The 20,967-nt window shown below is 42.8% G+C and carries 18 protein-coding genes and 5 tRNA genes; 18 read left to right on the top strand and 5 right to left on the bottom strand.

Translation table 11 applies throughout. The annotated features are described in order from the left end of the window. Positions 1-38: 38 nt before the first annotated feature. From GXP75_RS17145 to GXP75_RS17125, 5 genes are all read right to left on the bottom strand, one after another. The gene (locus GXP75_RS17145; RefSeq protein ID WP_214917617.1) at positions 39-1,406 is read right to left on the bottom strand and encodes a PTS transporter subunit EIIC; all 1,368 of its coding nucleotides are present in this window, start codon (positions 1,404-1,406) and stop codon (positions 39-41) included. Positions 1,407-1,433: 27 nt separating this feature from the next. After that, positions 1,434-2,285, bottom strand: coding sequence for a MurR/RpiR family transcriptional regulator (locus GXP75_RS17140; RefSeq protein WP_214917615.1), 852 nt, complete (start codon positions 2,283-2,285; stop codon positions 1,434-1,436). Between the two features lie 12 nt (positions 2,286-2,297). Continuing rightward, on the bottom strand, positions 2,298-3,215 hold the full coding sequence (gene murQ / locus GXP75_RS17135; RefSeq protein WP_214917613.1) for an N-acetylmuramic acid 6-phosphate etherase: 918 nt from the start codon (positions 3,213-3,215) through the stop codon (positions 2,298-2,300). A 107-nt stretch (positions 3,216-3,322) separates the two neighbouring features. Then, positions 3,323-3,805 carry a GNAT family N-acetyltransferase gene (locus GXP75_RS17130; RefSeq protein WP_150224280.1) on the bottom strand — a complete coding sequence of 161 codons (483 nt, stop codon included), beginning with the start codon at positions 3,803-3,805 and terminating at the stop codon, positions 3,323-3,325. Positions 3,806-3,820: 15 nt separating this feature from the next. Further along, positions 3,821-4,276: a 2-thiouracil desulfurase family protein gene (locus tag GXP75_RS17125; protein WP_214917608.1), complete on the bottom strand. Its 456-nt coding sequence runs from the start codon at positions 4,274-4,276 to the stop codon at positions 3,821-3,823. Positions 4,277-4,459: 183 nt separating this feature from the next. Here GXP75_RS17125 and GXP75_RS17120 point away from each other — a divergent pair. The 18 genes from GXP75_RS17120 to GXP75_RS17035 all read left to right on the top strand — a co-directional run bounded on the left by GXP75_RS17120 (position 4,460) and on the right by GXP75_RS17035 (position 20,586). Then, positions 4,460-4,534, top strand: a tRNA-Glu gene (locus GXP75_RS17120). Positions 4,535-4,537: 3 nt separating this feature from the next. Then, a tRNA-Val gene (locus GXP75_RS17115) sits at positions 4,538-4,613 on the top strand. 3 nt (positions 4,614-4,616) lie between these two features. Beyond that, positions 4,617-4,689: transfer RNA gene (locus tag GXP75_RS17110), tRNA-Thr, on the top strand. A gap of 19 nt (positions 4,690-4,708) precedes the next feature. After that, positions 4,709-4,793: transfer RNA gene (locus GXP75_RS17105), tRNA-Tyr, on the top strand. A 4-nt stretch (positions 4,794-4,797) separates the two neighbouring features. After that, a tRNA-Gln gene (locus GXP75_RS17100) sits at positions 4,798-4,869 on the top strand. 229 nt (positions 4,870-5,098) lie between these two features. Then, positions 5,099-5,662, top strand: coding sequence for an RNA polymerase sigma factor SigW (gene sigW, locus GXP75_RS17095; RefSeq protein ID WP_003327877.1), 564 nt, complete (start codon positions 5,099-5,101; stop codon positions 5,660-5,662). Positions 5,663-5,675: 13 nt separating this feature from the next. Next, entirely contained in the window at positions 5,676-6,302 is a 627-nt protein-coding gene (gene rsiW, locus GXP75_RS17090; protein ID WP_242557365.1) for an anti-sigma-W factor RsiW, read from the top strand. A 177-nt stretch (positions 6,303-6,479) separates the two neighbouring features. Then, positions 6,480-7,301, top strand: a complete 822-nt coding sequence (cdaA, locus tag GXP75_RS17085) for a diadenylate cyclase CdaA (protein ID WP_003327879.1) — start codon at positions 6,480-6,482, stop codon at positions 7,299-7,301. Further along, positions 7,294-8,733: a CdaA regulatory protein CdaR gene (gene cdaR, locus GXP75_RS17080; RefSeq protein WP_242557364.1), complete on the top strand. Its 1,440-nt coding sequence runs from the start codon at positions 7,294-7,296 to the stop codon at positions 8,731-8,733. Before cdaA ends, cdaR begins: the two co-directional genes overlap by 8 nt. A 23-nt stretch (positions 8,734-8,756) precedes the next feature. Continuing rightward, positions 8,757-10,103, top strand: coding sequence for a phosphoglucosamine mutase (gene glmM / locus GXP75_RS17075; protein ID WP_061570982.1), 1,347 nt, complete (start codon positions 8,757-8,759; stop codon positions 10,101-10,103). Positions 10,104-10,534: 431 nt separating this feature from the next. After that, the gene (gene glmS / locus GXP75_RS17070) at positions 10,535-12,337 is read left to right on the top strand and encodes a glutamine--fructose-6-phosphate transaminase (isomerizing) (protein WP_242557363.1); all 1,803 of its coding nucleotides are present in this window, start codon (positions 10,535-10,537) and stop codon (positions 12,335-12,337) included. An 895-nt stretch (positions 12,338-13,232) separates the two neighbouring features. After that, positions 13,233-14,750: an NADH dehydrogenase subunit 5 gene (locus GXP75_RS17065; protein ID WP_242557362.1), complete on the top strand. Its 1,518-nt coding sequence runs from the start codon at positions 13,233-13,235 to the stop codon at positions 14,748-14,750. A gap of 14 nt (positions 14,751-14,764) precedes the next feature. Then, complete coding sequence (locus GXP75_RS17060) at positions 14,765-17,380, top strand: DUF2309 domain-containing protein (RefSeq protein WP_242557361.1); 2,616 nt, start codon at positions 14,765-14,767, stop codon at positions 17,378-17,380. 76 nt (positions 17,381-17,456) lie between these two features. Then, a complete protein-coding gene (locus GXP75_RS17055) occupies positions 17,457-17,990 on the top strand; it encodes a carbonic anhydrase (RefSeq protein WP_242557360.1) in 534 nt (177 codons plus the stop codon). 62 nt (positions 17,991-18,052) lie between these two features. Then, entirely contained in the window at positions 18,053-18,343 is a 291-nt protein-coding gene (locus GXP75_RS17050; protein WP_242557387.1) for a DUF6407 family protein, read from the top strand. Positions 18,344-18,402: 59 nt separating this feature from the next. Beyond that, positions 18,403-18,765, top strand: a complete 363-nt coding sequence (locus tag GXP75_RS17045) for a Na-translocating system protein MpsC family protein (RefSeq protein ID WP_214917573.1) — start codon at positions 18,403-18,405, stop codon at positions 18,763-18,765. A gap of 216 nt (positions 18,766-18,981) precedes the next feature. Next, positions 18,982-19,284 (top strand): ArsR/SmtB family transcription factor, encoded by a 303-nt coding sequence (locus GXP75_RS17040; RefSeq protein ID WP_003234907.1) that lies wholly within the window; start codon positions 18,982-18,984, stop codon positions 19,282-19,284. Positions 19,285-19,413: 129 nt separating this feature from the next. Continuing rightward, the gene (locus GXP75_RS17035; RefSeq protein WP_242557359.1) at positions 19,414-20,586 is read left to right on the top strand and encodes an MFS transporter; all 1,173 of its coding nucleotides are present in this window, start codon (positions 19,414-19,416) and stop codon (positions 20,584-20,586) included. Positions 20,587-20,967 lie beyond the last annotated feature (381 nt).

The following is a 20,967-nucleotide window of genomic DNA, read 5'->3' as shown; positions in this document are numbered from 1 at the left end:
TGTCGCCATGCCGTTTACTATCCCAAAAAAGCCCGGCCTTAATCGAATTCATCCGCCATCTCATCTTTAAAACCGAATGCGTACGTTAACAAAAAGCCAGCCGCGTATGCAATCAACAGCCCTATTAAGTACAGAACGATTTGGTGTGTATGGACGAGAAAAGTAAGAGGCAGTCCTGATACTCCAATTGATGTCGTGGCAATTTGAAATTGGGCTTGAAAGGCGCCGCCGACGCCTGCTCCTAAACAAGCTGTCAAAAATGGGCGGCCGAGCGGAAGTGTCACACCGAAAATAAGCGGTTCGCCGATACCGAGCAGACCTGACGGAATCCCGCCCGCGATCGCTCTCTTTAACGCGGTCTTTTTTGTTTTGATGAAAATGGCAAAGGCTGCGCCGACCTGTCCTGCGCCTCCCATGGCAAGTATAGGAAGGAGCGGGTCATCCTTGATGGACTGAATTAATTCAAGATGCACCGGCGTTAATCCTTGATGAAGGCCTGTTACGACAAGCGGGAGGAAGGCTGCGCCCAGTATAAACCCGGCAAACACACCGCCAACTTGTAAAATGGCTAACAGACCCGAAGTGATCAAGTCGGAAATGAATCCTCCGGCGGGCATAAAGATTACATATGTCAAAATGCCGGTTAGAAGCAACGAGATAGTAGGAGTAAGGATGATATCAAGTGATTGAGGAATAAAACGGCGAACGAATTGTTCTGTATAGGCAATGAATATAGCTGCGAATAAAACGCCGATCAGACCTCCCCTGCCTGGAAGCAGATGTTCACCGAATAAACTGATGTTCGCAATCTCTGGATTGATAATCAATATGCCTGCCAGAGCGCCAAGCGCGGGTGTCCCGCCAAATTCTTTGGCTGCATTGATGCCGACGAGGATGCCGAGATAGGTGAACAGCCCGGAACCGATAACCGTTAAAATAAGCGCTATTTGAGATTCTTTAGGGAGCCACCCCGCCTGAACGACGGCTTTGGTAATTCCGGTGATCAGTCCTGATGCGACAAGTGCGGGAATAAGAGGGATAAAGATGCTGGCGATTTTCCGCAAAAACAGTTTAAACGGAGTCGCATTCTTTTTATTAATGGCTGCTTTTTTATTCGAGGCCGCTTCTTTTAAATTGAAATCTTCGCCTGATGACAGGAGCTTAGAGAATGCGGCAGTGACATGGTTGACGACTCCTGTGCCAAGGATGATTTGCAAGGTTTCGGCTTCGACAACGCCAAGAACGCCGTCAAGCTGTTTTAAAGCCTTAATATCAGTTTGGTCAGAATCATAAGGCGTGATCCGCAAGCGTGTCATGCAATGGGTATAGGATGAGATATTGGCTTTACCGCCGCAATACTCTAGGATTTTTTCCGCCAAAGTGCTGTAATATTCTTCTTTGCTCATGCAAAACCCCTCCCAATTTTGAAAAGCTTATGTCTTTCTCATGGATCGGATGGCTTCTCTTGTTTTATCTATATAACCGACTGTTTCTTCATATCGCTCCGCTGCCATGCCTAAAAATAGCATATCAATCATAAAAAGCTGAGCGAGGCGGGAAGATGTGGCGGCACTGCGAAATGGCGCTTCATTTGAATGAGCGGTATATAAGGAAACATCAGCTAAAGAGGATACAGAGGTCTGGCTGAATTGTGTAAGGCTCATTGTGGTAATCCCCTTTTCCCGCGCCATAGAAAGAAGGTCAATCATTTCCTGTGTTTCTCCTGAAAAAGAAATGGCAAAGACTATGTCGTGCTCATCGGCATTCGCGATTAAAGACGCCACCAGATGTGTATCTGTAAAAGCTGTCGCCTGTTTATGAATGCGGAGCCATTTTTGCTGAGCGTCTTTAGCGACAATACCTGAGGCGCCGACACCGATAAAGTGAACGGTGTGGGCTTGGGAAAGCATAGAAACCGCTCGTTCCAGCTCTTGATAATCGAGCATATCAGAGGTATCTTGGATGGCTTGAATGGCATTGCCTGCCGTCTTTTCAGCAATCGAGTATAGCGGCTCGTGGGGAGCGATGTCTCTGTAGCCTTGAAGAGAGGGCTTCATAAGATCTCCCGCTATTCTCATTTTGAGATCTTGAAACCCTTTTAAACCGAGTGATTTACACAGCCTGATGACTGCCGCGTCACTCGTGTCGGCTGAGGTGCTGATTTCATTGACAGTACTGTTTACGGCTTCATGGGGATGCTTTAATATGTAGTCTGCAAGTTTTCGTTCTGATTGAGGGAGTTTTTGCTTCATTGATTGAATGATAGACAATCCGCCGGTAGCCATATGACTCTCTCCTTATGTTGAATGGTAGTGTTCAATTGCTTTGTCGATAAAACCGTCTGCTTTGTTAAGTAAAGCCGTCGCGCGGTGTTGGTCTGTATTGGTTTTCAGCATGACAATGGCTGTTTTGACGTGAAGATCGGCAATTTCGAGTGTTTCTTTAGCTATTTCATATGAAACTCCTGTGACGCTTTGAATAATCCCGATAGCGCGTTCTTTTAGTTTTTTGTTGCTGATTTTGACATCTACCATCAGGTTTTCATACACCTTGCCGATCCGAATCATCACGGCAGTTGATATCATGTTTAAAATCATTTTATGAGCGGTTGCCGCTTTCATGCGTGTAGAGCCTGTAATCACTTCAGGGCCGACGAGAACTTCAATGCTGTGGTCCGCTTCTTTGCTGATAACTGAATCTTTATTGCAGGTGAGAGCTACTGTCTTTGCTCCGATTCTTCGGGCGTATTTCAGCGCGCCGGCGGCATATGGTGTCCTGCCGCTTGCCGCAATTGCGATGAGTGTGTCGTTTGGGGTGAGCCCTATCTTCTTCAAATCTTCGACTCCGGCCTCTTCATGATCTTCAATGCCTTCTGATGCCCGCAAAAATGCGTCCGCGCCGCCCGCCATTAATCCGATGACTTTCTCAGGGCTTACGCTGTAGGTGGGAGGGCATTCCACTGCATCTAACACGCCGAGTCTGCCGCTCGTGCCTGCCCCCGCATAAATGAGCCGGCCTTTATTTTGAAACGAATCAAATGCAAAGTCGACTGCGGTTTCTACATCAGGAAGAACTTGTTGAACGGCCTCTGCGACCTTAAAGTCTTCATTGTTGATCATTTGTAAAATCTCCAGTGTTTTGGCTGTATGAATACTGGAGGTTTGTTTGTTTCGTGATTCGGTTGTTAGATGATGAATGTTCGGTTTTTCTGACATTTACATGCCTCCTTATGAATAATTCTTACTATTCAGTATATGATGTTTTGGAATGATATTTCAATAACAATCAGTTAATTATAAAATTTTATTTCAGTCATCACATTTTAGAGGTAATAATGAAGAATTAATTGTTCGCCGATCGGTCCGATTTTTCTGCGCCCTTTATCCAAAAAACCTGTTTTCAGATAAAGATGTTTCGCACGGGCGTTAAGGTGATTGACCGCAAGCAAAATTTCATCACTCCAAGGGAAATATGCGCTTACAAACGCGGGAAGCTTGAGCATTGCATGTTTTGCATAGCCTTTTCCGTGATGAACAGAATTAATCGACAAGGCGCTGAGTAATATGGCGTACGGATTATTGGAATAGGGAGCGATGGTTTCTTTAGATGTATGTAAAATGAAAAAGCCGACTGGAAGATCTTCTTTTAAAATAACGACCGGATAACGGTCTTGGATCGTTATTGCTTGCGTAAGCACATCCTTAGGCAGTGCCGTGAAGCGTTTATCGGTCTCCTTTAGATCAAAATCAGCAAGCTCTGATAAGTGTTCCGGCTTGTATAAGGATAAAGATACATCGTTGTTCATAGGTTTGCCCCCTTTTTACATGATGTCGTCTAGCTGATGTTCGGAAATGACAAGGTAGCCTGCCTGCTTTAAAAGAGCGGAGGTCACACCATTGCCGGCGATTTTTCGGCCTGAGAAATCTCCATTATAAATAAAACTGCTTCCGCAGGACGGACTGTTCTCTTTCAAAATAACAGCAGAAGCCTGTATCTCTTCAGCATAGGCCAATGTTTTGGCAGCGCCCTCCACATATAAACCGGTTACATCCTCGCCTGAGGCGGTGATAATTTTTGCTTTGCCTGAAAGTACGTCTTCGCCCGTGCCCCCAATGATCTCTGCCGGTTCGCGCGGAGTCGTGAAGCCGCCGAGAAGCTCGGGGCAAGCCATCACCGCTTTATTTTCTTCGATAAGCCGCCGGATTTTTTGTGAAGCCGCATGGGAGCCGTTATATCGGCATTCAATACCCGCCAGGCATGAGCTGACTAATATCATATGAATGGTCTCCTCTCATAGCGTGATATAGCTCTATCATAAAATAAATGCCCGCGAATTGAAGGACTTTTTCAGTTAAAAAAGGGGTAAAAAAGTTTGAAAATAAAAAAAATAAATTTTCTCTTTACAAAAGGTGTACATCCTGTATATAATAACTTTTGTCAGCTTAACGGAAACAAAAACGGCCCGTTGGTCAAGCGGTTAAGACACCGCCCTTTCACGGCGGTAACACGGGTTCGAATCCCGTACGGGTCACCAAATGGAGGATTAGCTCAGCTGGGAGAGCATCTGCCTTACAAGCAGAGGGTCGGCGGTTCGAACCCGTCATCCTCCACCATTTGCCGGCCTAGCTCAATTGGTAGAGCAACTGACTTGTAATCAGTAGGTTGGGGGTTCAAGTCCTCTGGCCGGCACTGTTTTCCAAATGAATATGGAGGGGTAGCGAAGTGGCTAAACGCGGCGGACTGTAAATCCGCTCCCTCAGGGTTCGGCAGTTCGAATCTGCCCCCCTCCACCATTTTTGGGCTATAGCCAAGCGGTAAGGCAACGGACTTTGACTCCGTCATGCGTTGGTTCGAATCCAGCTAGCCCAGTCACAGACACCTTTTTAACAAAAGGTGTCTTTTTCTATGCTGAATCTTTTCGTTTTTTGATTATTAACTATATATACTATTTTTAAGCATATATTAAGGTAGTATATTGTCAATTTTCCATCTACACCCTGCCAAAAATTTGATAAACTATTTTTATAATAAAAAATGAAACCTTTTGAAACGAAGTTCGTATACATACAGACCGGTGAAGGCAGAGGTTAGATAAAACATGGAAACAATGATCAAAAAAAGAATCAAGCAAGTAAAAAAAGGCGACCAAAACGCATTCGCAGACATCGTAGATATTTATAAGGACAAAATTTATCAGCTTTGCTACCGTATGCTTGGCAATGTGCATGAGGCGGAGGATATTGCACAGGAGGCTTTCATCAGAGCGTACGTCAATATCGACAGTTTTGATATTAACCGGAAATTTTCAACATGGCTTTACAGAATCGCAACCAATTTGACCATCGACCGTATCCGTAAAAAAAAGCCGGATTATTACCTGGATGCAGAGGTGGCGGGCACAGAAGGCCTGACTATGTATTCGCAGATCGCCGCAGACGGGGTTCTCCCGGAAGACGCAGTACTGTCGCTTGAGCTGTCGAGCACCATTCAGCAGAAAATATTAAAGCTTCCAGACAAGTACAGAACTGTCATCGTATTAAAATATATTGATGAACTCTCATTAATTGAAATCGGCGAGATTCTGAACATTCCTGTGGGAACGGTGAAAACAAGAATTCACAGAGGCAGAGAGGCTCTCAGAAAACAATTAAGGGATCTTTAAGTGGGGTGATGAAATGAGCTGTCCGGAACAAATTGTTCAGCTTATGCATAAACATCTTGATGGAGATATCCTTCCGAAAGATGAAAAAGAATTAAAAGACCATTTGCGATTATGCGAAGGGTGCAGAAAGCACTTTTATGACATGGAGAAATCCATAGCGCTTGTCCGGAGCACATCGCATGTTGAGGCCCCTGCCGACTTTACCGCTAATGTGATGGCGAAACTGCCCAAGGAGAAGAAAAGAGCGTCAGTTAAAAGATGGTTCAGATCCCATCCTATTATCGCGGCCGCGGCGGTATTCATTATCCTGATGGGCGGAGGGTTTTTCAACAGCTGGCACAGTGACCACAATTTCAGCGTGTCAAAGCAGCCAAATCTCCTGGTGCATAACAGCACTGTCATCGTGCCTGAGGGCGAGACGGTGAAAGGCGATGTCACTGTAAAAAATGGCAAGCTTATTATTAAAGGGAAAATAGATGGCAACGTGACAGTGGTAAACGGTGAGAAATACATGGCGTCTGCAGGACAAGTTACCGGTGAGATCGAGGAGATTGATGAATTATTCGACTGGGTTTGGTATAAAATGAAGTCAGCGGGACAAAGTGTAGTACACGCCGTAAACCCGAACGGAGAAGAGTAAAGCATTTTTGCTTTACTCTTTTTTTATAACAGCAATAACAAGTTTTGGGCGGCTGTGTGATTTCACTTGAGAAAACAAAATGTGGTATAATGGGCTCGCTATGTAAAGTACATATGCCATTGTTGAACGAAAATTGACATAAGAAACGAAATGACTGAATTCTTGGAGGACGAGGAAATGGCTTTTGAGGATATCCCTTTTTTGCAGTACCTCGGCAATGCCGTTGATATTCTCCTTGTTTGGTATGTGATATATAAATTAATTATGGTGATACGGGGCACGAAAGCGGTCCAGCTCTTGAAAGGGATCGTTGTCATCGTGTTAGTCCGGACCGCCAGTTCATATTTGGGATTCAGCACACTATTGTGGCTGACAGACCAAGCGATAACATGGGGATTTTTAGCAATCATCATTATATTCCAGCCGGAGCTGAGAAGAGCGCTTGAACAGCTTGGCCGGGGCCGTTTTTTTTCAAGAAGCGGCACTCCTGTGGAGGAAGCACAGCATAAGAAAATCGAAGCGATTACAAAAGCGGTTAATTATATGGCAAAACGCCGGATTGGAGCCCTTTTAACAATTGAACGGGATACAGGTATGGGGGATTATATTGAAACGGGTATTCCGTTAAAGGCTCAAGTGAGTTCTGAGCTTTTAATCAATATCTTTATTCCGAATACCCCACTTCATGACGGGGCCGTCATTATGAAGAATAATGAAATCGCGGCGGCTGCCTGTTATTTGCCTCTTTCCGAAAGCCCGTTCATTTCTAAGGAACTGGGTACGCGGCACAGAGCCGCTGTCGGCATCAGTGAAGTCACGGACAGTTTAACGATTATTGTGTCCGAAGAGACCGGCGGCATCAGTGTAGCGAGGAACGGAGACCTTCACAGAGAATTGACAGAAGAAGAGTTGAAAGAAATGCTTGAAGCCGAGTTTAAGAAAAATTCCAGAGACACTTCTTCGAATCGCTGGTATTGGAGGGCGAAGAAAAATGGATAAGTTCCTAAACAACCGCTGGGCTGTGAAGATCATCGCGCTGCTTTTTGCACTCTTGCTATATGTTGCGGTGAACAGCGAACAAGCGCCGACTCCAAAAAAACCAGGGGAATCATTTTTTCCGACATCGACAACTGATGAAGCAACACTGACGGATATACCCGTCAAATCGTATTATGATGAAGAAAATTACGTCGTCACAGGTGTTCCGCAGACGGTGAATGTAACAATAAAAGGCACAACAAGCGCTGTCAAAAAAGCGAGACAGACAAAGAATTTCGAAATTTACGCCGATATGGAGAAGCTGAAGACCGGCACACATAAAGTAGAACTGAAAGCCAAGAATGTTGCCGAAGGGCTGACGGTTTCGATCAATCCATCCGTGACAACGGTGACGATTCAGGAAAAAACGTCGGAAAGCTTCCCCGTGGAAGTCGAATATTATAATAAAAATAAAATGAAAGAAGGCTACTCTCCGCAGCAGCCGATTGTCAGTCCGAAAAATGTTCAGATTACCGGTTCTAAAGACGTAATTGATAATATTTCTCTTGTCAAAGCGTCAATTAACCTTGAGAATGCAGATGAGACGATTGAAAAGGAAGCTAAAGTGACCGTCTATGATAAAGATGGGAATGCGCTCCCTGTGGATGTTGAGCCATCAGTGATCAAAATCACGGTCCCGGTGACAAGCCCGAGCAAAAAGGTACCCTTTAAAGTGGAGCGTACGGGCAGCCTTCCTGACGGTGTCAGCATTTCTAATATAGAGTCAAGTCCGAGCGAGGTGACCGTTTACGGCCCGCAGGATGTATTGGATTCGCTTGAATTTATCGACGGAGTTAACGTTGATTTAAGTAAAATTAGTAAGGACACAGAGATGGAGGCAGATATTCCGCTTCCGGACGGAGTGAAAAAAATATCGCCTGAAAAAATCACATTAAATATTAAAGTGGACAGCGAGGCCGATAAGGATTTTGACGGAGTTTCCATTAAAACGGTGGGGCTGAGCGGCACGCAAAATATTGAATTTCTTGATCCGAAATCCAAAATGATGAATGTCACTGCAAAAGGTTCTCCCAGTATTATAGACAGCCTGAAGAAATCAGACGTCGAGCTGTATGTTAATGTCTCAGATCTGGACGACGGGGAACACAGCGTCAAGCTCGAAGTCAACGGTCCGCAAAATGTAACTTGGTCATTGGCGAAAAAAAACGCCAAAGTAAGGCTTACATCTAAAAACAGCACTTCTTCAACTGAGAAGAAAGACAACAGTACGTCCGGCAATCAGGATGAAAGTGACCAGACAGATGAAAAAGAGAGTGACCAAAAAAAGAATCAGAACAGTGACAAGAGCAAGGATCAAAAACAAGACAAAAACCAAGATCAAAACAATGATCAAAACGAAGATGAATCAGATACAGATTCACAATCTTCATGAGAATGAAAAAGGAGCGATTATAAATGGGCAAGTATTTTGGAACAGATGGTGTAAGAGGTGTTGCCAACAGTGAGCTTACACCTGAGCTGGCCTTTAAAGTCGGTCGTTTTGGCGGGTATGTGCTGACAAAAGATAAACAACGTCCAAAAGTGCTGATTGGCCGCGATACACGCATCTCCGGACATATGCTGGAAGGAGCCCTTGTCGCCGGACTTTTATCAATCGGAGCTGAAGTGATGCGTTTGGGTGTCATTTCAACACCGGGAGTTTCTTATTTAACCAAAGCCATGGATGCCGAGGCGGGCGTCATGATCTCCGCCTCTCATAATCCAGTACAGGACAACGGCATTAAGTTTTTCGGAGGAGACGGGTTTAAGCTTTCAGATGAACAGGAAGAGGAAATCGAGCGTCTGATGGATGAGCCTGAGGATACACTGCCAAGACCGGTTGGAGCTGATCTTGGCCTTGTTAATGACTATTTTGAAGGCGGGCAGAAATATCTGCAGTTCTTAAAACAGTCAGCGGACGAGGATTTCACTGGCATTCATGTAGCGCTTGACTGTGCGCACGGTGCCACGTCATCGCTCGCGACACATCTGTTTGCAGATTTGGATGCGGACGTGTCCACAATGGGAACCTCTCCGAACGGCTTAAATATCAACGACGGAGTCGGCTCAACGCACCCTGAAGCGTTAAGTGCTTTCGTAAAAGAGAAAAATGCCGATATCGGCCTGGCTTTTGACGGTGACGGCGACCGCCTGATTGCTGTTGATGAAAAAGGAAATGTCGTGGACGGCGATCAAATCATGTACATATGCGCGAAATACTTGAAATCTGAAGGGCGCCTGAAGGAAGAAACAGTTGTTTCAACAGTAATGAGCAACCTCGGCTTCTACAAAGCCCTTGAGAAAGAAGAAATCAAAAGCATCCAGACGGCAGTCGGCGATCGTTATGTCGTAGAGGCAATGAGAAAAGAAGGCTACAACGTCGGAGGCGAGCAGTCAGGACACTTAATTTTCCTTGACTACAATACAACCGGCGATGGACTGCTGTCAGCGATCATGCTGATGAACACACTCAAAGCATCCGGCAAACCGCTGTCAGAGCTTGCGGCAGAAATGCAAAAATTCCCGCAGCTTTTAGTGAATGTAAAAGTATCTGATAAGTATAAAGTGGAAGAAAACGAAAAAGTAAAGGCAGTCATTTCTGAAGTCGAGAAAGAAATGAACGGTGACGGCCGTATTTTAGTGCGCCCATCGGGTACGGAGCCGCTCGTTCGTGTCATGGCTGAAGCTCGGACAAAAGAACTTTGTGACGAATATGTCACAAGAATTGTTAATGTCGTCCGGTCAGAAATGGGAATCGAGTAACGAAACGTATAAACAGAGAAGAGAACGAGACAAGCGCGATTGGCATAGAATGATTGTGAGACTTGTTGCAAAGACGGTTCATAAATCAATTGACCATTCTTGGCACATGTTGTAAAATCAAGCTTGTCTTGTCTTTGTTTTTCATTCAACAGGAAAGGCAGGATAGTAAGGTACTTATAATTATAGCGCCCGGACTAAGCGCCCGAAAAACGGCTTAGTTGACGAGGATGGAGGTTATCGAAATTTCGGCGGATGCCTCCCGGCTGATTTATCAAGATCACAGCCGTAAGGATTTCTTTAAACCAAGGAGGCGACTCCTTGAACAAAGAGAAATCACATGGTCTTCCAAAATAACATGTATGAGGGGACGACTGAAAGTCCCCATGAAATTGGCTTTCTTCGTCTCCTTGTATAACTTAGGAGGAAGAAAAATGTGTGGTATTGTAGGTTATATCGGTCAGCTTGATGCGAAGGAAATCTTGTTAAAAGGGTTGGAGAAGCTTGAGTATCGCGGCTATGATTCCGCCGGTATTGCAGTTGCGAATGAACAGGGCGTACATGTGTACAAAGAAAAAGGACGCATCGCCGATCTTCGTGAAGTCGTAGATCAAAACGTCGCTTCTCAAGCAGGTATCGGACATACACGCTGGGCAACTCACGGCGAACCAAGTTATCTGAATGCCCACCCGCATCAAAGCGCATTAGGCCGCTTTACACTTGTTCATAACGGCGTGATCGAGAACTACGTTCAGCTGAAGCGCGAGTATTTACAGAACACAGAATTAAAAAGCGATACAGATACGGAGGTTGTCGTTCAAGTAATCGAGCAATTTGTAAACGAAGGACTTGAGACAGAAGAAGCGTTCCGCAAAACACTTACACTGTTAAAAGGCTCTTATGCAATTGCTTTATTCGACAGCGAGAACAAAGAAACGATTTTTGTCGCAAAAAACAAAAGCCCGCTATTGGTCGGACTTGGAGAGACTTTTAACGTTGTTGCATCTGATGCGATGGCGATGCTTCAAGTAACGAATGAGTATGTGGAGCTGATGGATAAAGAAATGGTGATCGTCACTGATGACCAAGTCGTGATTAAAAACCTTGACGGTGAGATCATGACACGTGCGTCTTATATCGCTGAGCTTGATGCCAGTGATATCGAAAAAGGCACATACCCTCACTACATGTTGAAAGAAACGGATGAACAGCCGCTTGTCATGCGCAAAATCATCCAAACGTACCAAGACGAAAACGGCAAGCTTTCAGTGGCAGGCGATATCGCTGACGCTGTAGCTGAAGCGGACCGCATTTATATTGTTGCTTGCGGAACGAGCTACCACGCGGGACTTGTCGGAAAACAATACATCGAAATGTGGGCAAACGTGCCTGTGGAAGTTCATGTTGCGAGCGAATTCTCATACAACATGCCTCTTCTATCGAAAAAACCGCTTTTCATCTTCCTTTCTCAAAGCGGAGAAACAGCGGACAGCCGAGCAGTTCTTGTACAGGTAAAAGCAATGGGCCACAAAGCCCTGACGATTACGAACGTACCGGGATCAACTCTTTCCCGTGAAGCGGATTACACATTGCTTCTCCATGCCGGCCCTGAAATTGCCGTTGCATCAACAAAAGCATACACTGCACAAATTGCCGTTCTGGCGATCCTTGCATCAGTGGCTGCTGAAAGAAACGGCGTTGACATTGGTTTTGACCTCGTTCAAGAGCTGGGAATTGCAGCGAACACAATGGAAGCCCTTTGCGACCAGAAGGACGAAATGGAAATGATCGCCCGTGAATACCTGACTGTATCCAGAAACGCTTTCTTCATCGGACGCGGCCTTGACTACTTCGTATGTGTCGAAGGCGCGCTGAAGCTGAAAGAGATTTCTTACATTCAGGCAGAAGGCTTTGCCGGCGGTGAATTGAAGCACGGAACGATTGCCTTGATCGAAGAAGGAACACCTGTCTTCGCATTGGCGACACAAGAACACGTCAACCTAAGCATCCGAGGGAATGTAAAAGAAGTTGCCGCCCGCGGTGCCAACACGTGCATCATCTCGCTGAAAGGCTTAGATGATGCGGATGACAGATTCGTATTACCGGAAGTAAACCCAGCGCTTGCTCCGTTGGTTTCTGTTGTGCCATTGCAGCTGATCGCTTACTATGCTGCGCTGCATCGCGGTTGTGATGTTGATAAGCCACGTAACCTTGCGAAGAGTGTTACTGTGGAGTAATACATGTTTAACCCCTTTGGTTATTAGCCAAGGGGGTTTTTTATATAAGGGCTAACATCTGTTCGTTTATAAGTGAACGGATATCTTTATTTTACAGGTGATTTTGTATGGCCCTCATTTAACAATGATGAGGACAGGTGCCTTATAATAAGATGCAGCAACGAAACATTTTAATCACGTCAAGATTCAAAAAAATATGTGCCATTGGTCAGGAGAATAAGCCTATTCATGGAAGCTGTACTCACTTTCCAAGATGTTCATGTTGAGGGAATTTTACTATACATCCGAACAAAAGGTACAAGCATTTTTCCAAATCTATTAGAGAGAAATGTCGTTACCATGAAGGAAGGAAGATTTGATACTATATTCTCTGTACTCCAACACCAAATTTGATTTCCACTAAATTAGAGTATGAGTTTTTGTTGACAATGTTTAAAATTTAGCATATCTTATACTTAACTTAATAATCGGCGAAGATGTTTATTTTCATTTGTTAAATTATTAGGTCTTTAGCATTCTTTCAACTAATCTTGACTGGATGAAAAAGTATCCTAATATAAAAAAACAAGAGTAACATAAGTCGATTTATTTTATAATCAAGAACTATATTAAATAGCGATAATTTCATTCCTTTAGAAGGAAGTTAAAACATTGTATAAAGCAAATGACCAATAATAAGGTAGCTCTTCAAAAAACTTCGCAGAAGTTAGTTGAAGTGAAGCCGACAATTTTCAAGATTCAATGATCTAACATAATCATTGAAATTTTGAAGTTGTCGGCTTTTTTGTTGGGAAAAAATGGAGATAAATAAAAATTGTATTAAATAATAGAAATATATGATCTGATTTAAAGGTCTTTTGAACAATAACGAGATCTAAAAAAGGGAGAAGTTAGAATGTTAGTTTCGCTGAGCTTATCATCATTATTAACATTATTTTTTATTACGCTTATTGCTTCTGGGATAAGTGGACTATTGTTTTTACATCCACGCGTACCCTTGAGTTATGTCCGCATTCATATTGGTATCTTGGCTTTACCGCCTTTGGTTTCCTTAGTGAATCTTGCCAATAGGAGTGTGGAAGGAAATGTTGGCCCTTGGCACTTCGATTCCTTAGCTTGGTTAATGACTTTCTTTGTTTTGACAATTGGTTTAATCATTCAGCGTTTTTCTGTACGTTACTTAATGGGAGACCGATCTTATCGAAAATATTTTACACTTTTTACTTTTACTACAGGTGCTGCTTCAATTGCGTGGTTAAGTGGTGATATCCGCTTGATGGTTATTTCTTGGGGAGCAACTCTTGTCGGTTTAATCCTGCTTATAAGGTTAAACAGTGCTTGGCAAGTCGCTAGTGAAGCAGCCAAGGTTACTGGTCGATTATTTTTGGTAAGCTGGTTTTCTTTGTGTTTCGCGATGGTTTGGCTTTTTCAAGCTACAGGCCAATGGCAGTTATCATTGGTTTTAACAAATGAAAGTTTAGCTCAACTGGGAGGATGGGAGAAAACAGGGATTAATCTATTGATTGTATTAGCGGTGATCATTCCTGCAGCTCAATGGCCATTCCAAAGATGGTTAATTGAGTCTATTGTTGCTCCAACTCCTGTTTCTGCGATTATGCACGCAGGTTTAGTAAATGCAGGCGGGATCATACTGGCTCGATTTTCACCTCTATTTAATGGAGGTATAGCTTCGATTATTTTACTTATGCTTGCTAGCATCTCTGTATTGATAGGAACGGGTATTAGTTTAGTCCAGGTTGACTATAAACGCCAGTTAGTAGGTTCCACAATTGCACAAATGGGGTTTATGCTCATTCAGTGTGCATTAGGAGCCTATATAGCAGCCATTATTCATCTTATTTTACATGGTTTATTCAAAGCTACGTTGTTTTTACAGGCCGGTTCGGCAGTACGGCGTCATGAAGTATCAGCTCGCGCTAATAAAGGAACATCCTATTTATGGATCATGGCTGGTCGGATTTTATCCTTAGGTATAGGCGTTGCTTTTTGGCTCGCTGCTCCTGGAGAGGGGTATCAATTCATTAGTGCGCTGATCTTAGGGTGGTCATTGTCCGTTTCTTGGACTCAGCTCGTAGCTTTTGGAGAGGGGAGAATGGGTCGAATTGCTGGCTTAACATTTTTAGGAGGAGCAGCCTTTGTATATTTTATCATTCATAACCTCTTCTATAAGTGGCTGCATACAAGCGTTTTTCAAAGTGTTCAACCTCCAATGTCAGCTGTCATCATTGTCGTATGTCTCTTACTATTTGGCAGTGCTTTAGGTACTTGGGTTGCTCGTCATCGTTCTTCAGTTTTCTCCGCGGTAATCTATCTTTGGTTAGTGCGATTAGGTGAAGCAAAACCAAAGTCAGTAGAGAGTCACCCAGACTACCTTAAACAATATTTATCATAAGGAGCTAATCAGAGATGGGCATTACATCCGTATTAACGAAAGAAAATGTAAAAAACAAAGATACAGATATTGATGTTCAACAGTGTGATATTCACGTTTTAATTACATCTGCCAGCCGAGTCATTGCGCCACTCTGGCCTATTTCTACCTTTGCTGCACGTAATCCGTGGATGGGACTTGAAAACCAACCTTTTGATCAGGTTGCAAGCTGGCTGAAAAATACTCGTGATGTTGATATATACCCTAGTGTGTCTATGATCCGTTCAGCAAAGAATAAAGGCGAGATTGATGAAGACTTTGTGGAAATGGGGCTGCAGCGTTGGCTTGATTCACATTCCTTTAACATCCCGCGGGACGTGGCAGAGCGATTTTGTCATGCTGGATTAAAATTAGAACCACTGCCTTCCAACCTTTTATCATCACATAAGCTGGAGCAATTGGTGAATGAATGCAGTGGATTGGATCATATCGAGAATGTTTTTATGCAGCCAATCAGTTCGTATATAGAGAATCAGGATGGTGAAAGGTTAGTCAATATACTGGATCATCATGTCATTAAGTGGTGTAAATTATATCTTGATGACTCTCAAGCAGGTTGGACAATGCCCAATCGTGAGGAAGGTTTCTATCGTGCCTGGCAGCATCTCATTCAGTATGATCCAGCACTTAGTAAAAAGCAGCGTGAAAGGTTAAAAGGTTGGCCGCAAGAGGCACATTTGGCTTTACAAAAAGCGTTATTCGCACTAGAAATTCCCGAATCAGAAATCCAGCGTTATCTTGAAGGCCATTTACTTTCCTTACCTGGATGGGCAGGGATGATGCTTTGGCGCTCCCAACAATCGAGCCATGAACATGCGCTCCTAACAGAATATTTAGCGGTTCGAATATCCATGGAGTGGGCCCTTATAAAGCCATATTTACCTTTCACTCATAAACGATCTGAGAAAAACGTTTCGATTACTCCCCTTTTAGCAGCTTGGATTCACTGGGGGGGAATTACATTAGAGGAATGGTCACAGATGTCGGCCGATGAACAAAACGAATATTTATCATTTGCCTACAGCTTTGATGAGAAACTTCGCAGGAAACTTTGGTTAGAAGCTTGGGAACAAACATACACTGATCGATTAAGTCAGAAGATCATCTCGAAACAACGTGAAACCAATGGTAAAAAATCTGCATTAGCTCAATTAGCATTCTGCATCGATGTACGATCAGAACCTTTTCGTCGTCAACTAGAAAAAGAAGGTCCGTTTGAAACGATTGGTATTGCTGGTTTCTTCGGGGTGCCGATTGCAACTTGCGAACTTGGCAGTAAACACAGTCATGCCTCCTTGCCGGTCATACAAAAACCACAACATAAAATAAAAGAGTTCGTAGATGAAGATGTACTCGAAAAATACAACCAACGCAAGCAGGCAGTTCATTCCGTAAGCCATACATTTAAAACGATGAAACAGAATGTACTTACGAGCTTACTTCTGCCTGAGCTAAGCGGACCTTGGCTTAGTCTGCAAATGGTGGCACGCAGCTTTGTGCCAAGAAAAGCGGATCGTTTCATTCGTAATCTTCGTGAGTCTTGGTTACGCAAACCGGATACAAAACTCTCACTTCATCATGATGACAAAGAGGCAGAAATACCTGTGGGTTTTACTGAAGAAGAAAAAGTGAACTATGCTCGCCAAGCGCTAAAAATGATGGGGTTAACAGAAAATTTCGCACCATTAGTTGTGATTTGCGGACATGGCAGTCAAAGTACCAATAATCCTTATGCGGCAGCCCTTGATTGTGGTGCCTGCGGTGGAGCGGCCGGCGGATTTAATGCAAGAGTTTTAGCTGCTTTATGTAATCTTTCAGAGGTAAGAGAAGTTCTTTTAACTGAAGGAATGAAAATCCCTGAGGATACGGTTTTTGCCGCCGCTGAACATAATACAACGGTGGATGAATTACACTGGCTTTATGTACCAGAGCTTTCAGAAGCTGCACAGGAAGCATTTGACCATATCGAAGCTATTATGCCGAAAGTGAGACATAACGTAAATGCAGAACGTCTAGCCCAATTACCGAATTTCCAATCGAAACTTAAAAATCCGAAGGCTGAGGCACACCGATTTGCGGAAGATTGGAGTGAGATACGTCCGGAATGGGGACTGGCTCGTAATGCCGCTTTTATTATCGGACAACGTGAACTCACTCAGGATTGTGATTTGGAAGGAAGAGCCTTTCTTCATAACTATGATTGGAAGCAGGATGAAAGCGGTGAACTCCTAGCAAATATTATTGCAGGACCTGGAACTGTGGCCCAATGGATTAATTTACAATATTACGCATCAACAGTAGCACCTCATTATTATGGCAGCGGAAATAAAGCAACTCAAACCGTTACTGCAGGTCTCGGAGTTATGCAGGGGAATGCAAGTGACTTGTTAGCCGGACTGCCTTGGCAATCCGTCATGCAATCAGATCATGAGGCTTATCATTCTCCTCTTCGTTTGTTGATTGTCATCCAAGCACCTAGACAACATGTAGAACGGTTATTAAATAATGACTCAGTATTTCTGCAAAAAGTTCAAAATGGATGGGTTCGACTGGCTAGTATTGATCCAGAAGGATGTTGGGAAAGCTGGTAACTATTAATAGAAACATTTATCAAATGGATTTGTTACTCAATATAAAAATGATAAACATAAAGAAGAGGTGTGCTATATGAATGTAAATAAAAATAAAAAAGTATTATTTTTGACGGACATTGAAAACGGCTTGGAGCCTATTTTACAAGAAGTGACTAACACTCCAGCAGAAAATATGCTGATTATACAAAGCTATGGTGCCGCTATCTCACATCCTTATGAAGAAATAATGAGGTCTGTTATTATTGCAATTTATCAGGAAAATGTTGAGGAGGTTTTTGTTGTAGGAACAAAAGATAAGAGGACTTCAACAGGTCATGTACTAACTCAACTTGAAACAATGAAAGATAAAATACAAACATTGGATTATCTTTTTCAAAATTGCAGGCCTGAATTTTCAGGTGGTACATTCGATGAATGGCTAAATGGGGATGAAAATAGTAATGACGCTATCGAAAAAAGTGTTGATATCATTCGTAATCATCCACTAGTGCCGTCATATGTTAAAGTTAGAGGTTTAATCGTTGATCATAAGGATGGGGAATCCTCAATTGTGGAGGTTCCTTCTAGTAAAACAGGTCAAGCCTTACCTGATCATTGCTTGTCATGATGGAGTGAAGTGGTCAGCTTCTACACCCATATATGGGAGAAAGCAGTTCTAAGGAGAATGTAATGGGCGCCAATATAACTGATTTTGTCACGAAAACAATAGAGGAAATGAGCTCGTTTGATCGTGAAAATATGGAATGTTTGAAAAAAGTAATAAGAAAAGCAATTCATTTTTATCATTTAAAATCTTATGAAGAAGTTGAGGAAACCCATTTAGGGAGCATTCGTATTTTGCATGTACACTCTATGATGGAAGCAAATATGTTATCCAAAATGATAGTGGTCTTAAGAAACGGTAAAACTGATTTGGATATTGAAGGTGTATATGAAGGACATGTTGTAAGAGAATATTAATGAGACGAACTAACAAATAGAATATGCTGCTAATTATTTTGCCAGGAGATGTTTTATATATGAAGAAATCGAAGGGTTCTTATGAATCAGAGATCAGTAAGTCAATTACGCAATGGGAAAAGGATTATCTTGGGCGCGGGTCTGTGTCTGTTAAGACTGATATATTGCGGGATATGATCATCGTTAATTTAAAGGGAATTTTAACACCAGCTGAATATACAGTTTGTCGAACAAAAGAGGGTATGTTATCTATAAAACAAACTCGTTCGGAGTTAGTTGAATCAGGTATAGATGGTCTTAAGGATATCATCCTAACGATAACTGGAGAAAAAGTGAAAAGTTTTCATACTGATTTAAGCTCTCGGACAGGTGAACGAGTGATGGTATTTAAATTATGTAATGATCTGGAGAAAAATCTATAATATTTGGGGAGATAAACAAGCAGAATGAGAGCAAAGTATATATAAAGCAGCGCTGTCTAATGGTCAATCTAGCAGTAGATATGCGAAAGTTAAGTTCTGTAATACCTCCAACGGGACTGAAATAAGTCTTCAGATTTTTAATGTCTAAAAAGAAGTCAGTCATCAAAAATGAAAAAACGAATTGACATATCGGAATATAACGATATAATAATCGATATGGAACCAATTGAAGTATTCAAAGCCTTATCAAATGAATCAAGGCTGCAAATTTTGCAATGGCTGAAGGAACCTGATCGTCATTTTGCACCCCATGAAGGGATTGATATGAATACAATCGGGGTATGTGTCAGTCAAATAACAGACAAATTGAAAATGACGCAATCAACGGCTTCCCAATATCTCACCATCCTTTTAAGAGCCGGCCTGATTAAGGCTGAACGAATCGGAAAGTACACGTATTACAAAAGAGATGAAGAAGCCATTGGGAAACTTGCTGACTTTCTTAAAACAGAGATATAAAAATAAACATCAATAGATGTTTATTTTTACGCTATACATATCGACATATTACGATGTGTTTATTTTTTAAGCTAACATATCGATACTTCGTGATATGTAGTTATATTAATAATTAAGGAGTGAACGTTTATGTCTAACACTCGGAAAATTTATATTTTAGCCATTGTCAGCTTTTTAGTTGGAACTTCAGAGTACATCATTTCCGGTATTTTGGATCACATTGCTCATACACTCGGGATAACCTTGGCTGCCGCGGGCCAGCTTATTACGATCTTTTCACTTGTATATGCTCTTTTCACACCCGTACTCATGGCGTTGACAGCAAGTATGGATAGACGCAGATTGATGATTTATGCTCTCGGTTTGTTTGTGTTCGGCAATATCTTGGCCTTTGTCCTGCCTGGTTATGGATGGTTTATTGCAGCGCGGATCATTATGGCGATGGGAGCAGGTGTTGTTGTTGTCACCGCATTAACGATTGCCGCTAAGATTGCGCCGGAAGGGAAGCAGGGCAGTGCCATCGCTACGGTCGTTATGGGATTTACCGCTTCTTTAATCATTGGTGTTCCGCTTGGAAGAATGATAGCAGTAGCATTAGGCTGGAAGTCTGTATTTGGTGCAATTGCTTTGTTGGGATTGATCGCAATGGCAGTTATATTCTATACTCTTCCGCATACTGAAGGGGATAAGCCCGTACCTTTGCTTCAACAGCTTTCTCTTTTTAAAAAACGAAAAGTAGTGATGGGATTATCAATCACTTTCTTCTGGCTCGGGGGATATTCTGTTGCTTATACCTATCTGTCACCGTATCTCTTGAACATTTCAGGAATAAGCGGCAAGCTGCTTAGCGGTGTTTTGCTTATATTTGGAATTGCCAGTTTGGTTGGATCAAAGTTTGGGGGATATAGCACCGATAAATGGGGAGTGCCCTTTACACTCGTTGGCGGGATGACATTGCATATCGTCACACTGATTCTGCTGTCACTTGTCAGCCATTCCTATATCGGAGTGTTGGTGATTCTGATATTATGGTCGTTTGCCGCATGGTCTACCGGTCCGACACAGCAATTTCACCTGGCTACAATAGAACCGGAAATGTCAGGTGTTTTGCTTAGTATTAATCATTCAATGATGCAATTAGCCATGGCAGTCGGCGCAGGAATAGGAGGGGTTTTTGTAGAAAACGTATCATTGGCCTCGATTACCTGGATTGGTGCATTAGGGGTTATGATTGCAATTATTGCATCATTGATGATATTTAATTCACAACCGAAACAGGCGCTAAAGGATATCAATCAATAACACTGCTTTGTTTTACTTTTAAAAATGCAATAGGTTCATTTTGAAAGATCTAACATCCGCTCGTCAATGCAAGCGGATGTTTTTTTACTAGCTGTTCAAAGTCCGTCATGTAGAAGGCCCACTGAAGGCGAAAGAGATTTTTGCCGACGGAGAGCTGAAGCGCGGCACGATTGTCTTGTCGAACAAAGTACTTAAGTATTCGCACTGGCAACAGGCATCCGCGGAAACGTCAAGGAAGTTGCGAGATTACATTTAAAAAGGCAGCCGAGTTTCTTATAGTAGGACTGATACTAACTGATAAACAAGTTAACATTAGTATATGATGTCAAAACGGTCAGCTTGTTAGACGTTTTATTGGCTCCTCACAGGATTATTTACAGT

The organism is Bacillus sp. HU-1818, assembly GCF_022695965.1.
Lineage (GTDB): Bacteria > Bacillota > Bacilli > Bacillales > Bacillaceae > Bacillus > Bacillus atrophaeus.
The sequence above is the reverse complement of the archived record's forward strand: the minus strand, read 5'-3'. Positions and strand labels throughout refer to the sequence as shown.

Bases quoted from the DNA above. Each gene is read 5' to 3' on its own strand.
- GXP75_RS17145 (WP_214917617.1), bottom strand. From the start codon at position 1,406: ATGAGCAAAGAAGAATATTACAGCACTTTGGCGGAAAAAATCCTAGAG.
- GXP75_RS17140 (WP_214917615.1), bottom strand. From the start codon at position 2,285: ATGGCTACCGGCGGATTGTCTATCATTCAATCAATGAAGCAAAAACTC.
- murQ (WP_214917613.1), bottom strand. From the start codon at position 3,215: ATGTCAGAAAAACCGAACATTCATCATCTAACAACCGAATCACGAAAC.
- GXP75_RS17130 (WP_150224280.1), bottom strand. From the start codon at position 3,805: ATGAACAACGATGTATCTTTATCCTTATACAAGCCGGAACACTTATCA.
- GXP75_RS17125 (WP_214917608.1), bottom strand. From the start codon at position 4,276: ATGATATTAGTCAGCTCATGCCTGGCGGGTATTGAATGCCGATATAAC.
- sigW (WP_003327877.1), top strand. From the start codon at position 5,099: ATGGAAACAATGATCAAAAAAAGAATCAAGCAAGTAAAAAAAGGCGAC.
- rsiW (WP_242557365.1), top strand. From the start codon at position 5,676: ATGAGCTGTCCGGAACAAATTGTTCAGCTTATGCATAAACATCTTGAT.
- cdaA (WP_003327879.1), top strand. From the start codon at position 6,480: ATGGCTTTTGAGGATATCCCTTTTTTGCAGTACCTCGGCAATGCCGTT.
- cdaR (WP_242557364.1), top strand. From the start codon at position 7,294: ATGGATAAGTTCCTAAACAACCGCTGGGCTGTGAAGATCATCGCGCTG.
- glmM (WP_061570982.1), top strand. From the start codon at position 8,757: ATGGGCAAGTATTTTGGAACAGATGGTGTAAGAGGTGTTGCCAACAGT.
- glmS (WP_242557363.1), top strand. From the start codon at position 10,535: ATGTGTGGTATTGTAGGTTATATCGGTCAGCTTGATGCGAAGGAAATC.
- GXP75_RS17065 (WP_242557362.1), top strand. From the start codon at position 13,233: ATGTTAGTTTCGCTGAGCTTATCATCATTATTAACATTATTTTTTATT.
- GXP75_RS17060 (WP_242557361.1), top strand. From the start codon at position 14,765: ATGGGCATTACATCCGTATTAACGAAAGAAAATGTAAAAAACAAAGAT.
- GXP75_RS17055 (WP_242557360.1), top strand. From the start codon at position 17,457: ATGAATGTAAATAAAAATAAAAAAGTATTATTTTTGACGGACATTGAA.
- GXP75_RS17050 (WP_242557387.1), top strand. From the start codon at position 18,053: ATGGGCGCCAATATAACTGATTTTGTCACGAAAACAATAGAGGAAATG.
- GXP75_RS17045 (WP_214917573.1), top strand. From the start codon at position 18,403: ATGAAGAAATCGAAGGGTTCTTATGAATCAGAGATCAGTAAGTCAATT.
- GXP75_RS17040 (WP_003234907.1), top strand. From the start codon at position 18,982: ATGGAACCAATTGAAGTATTCAAAGCCTTATCAAATGAATCAAGGCTG.
- GXP75_RS17035 (WP_242557359.1), top strand. From the start codon at position 19,414: ATGTCTAACACTCGGAAAATTTATATTTTAGCCATTGTCAGCTTTTTA.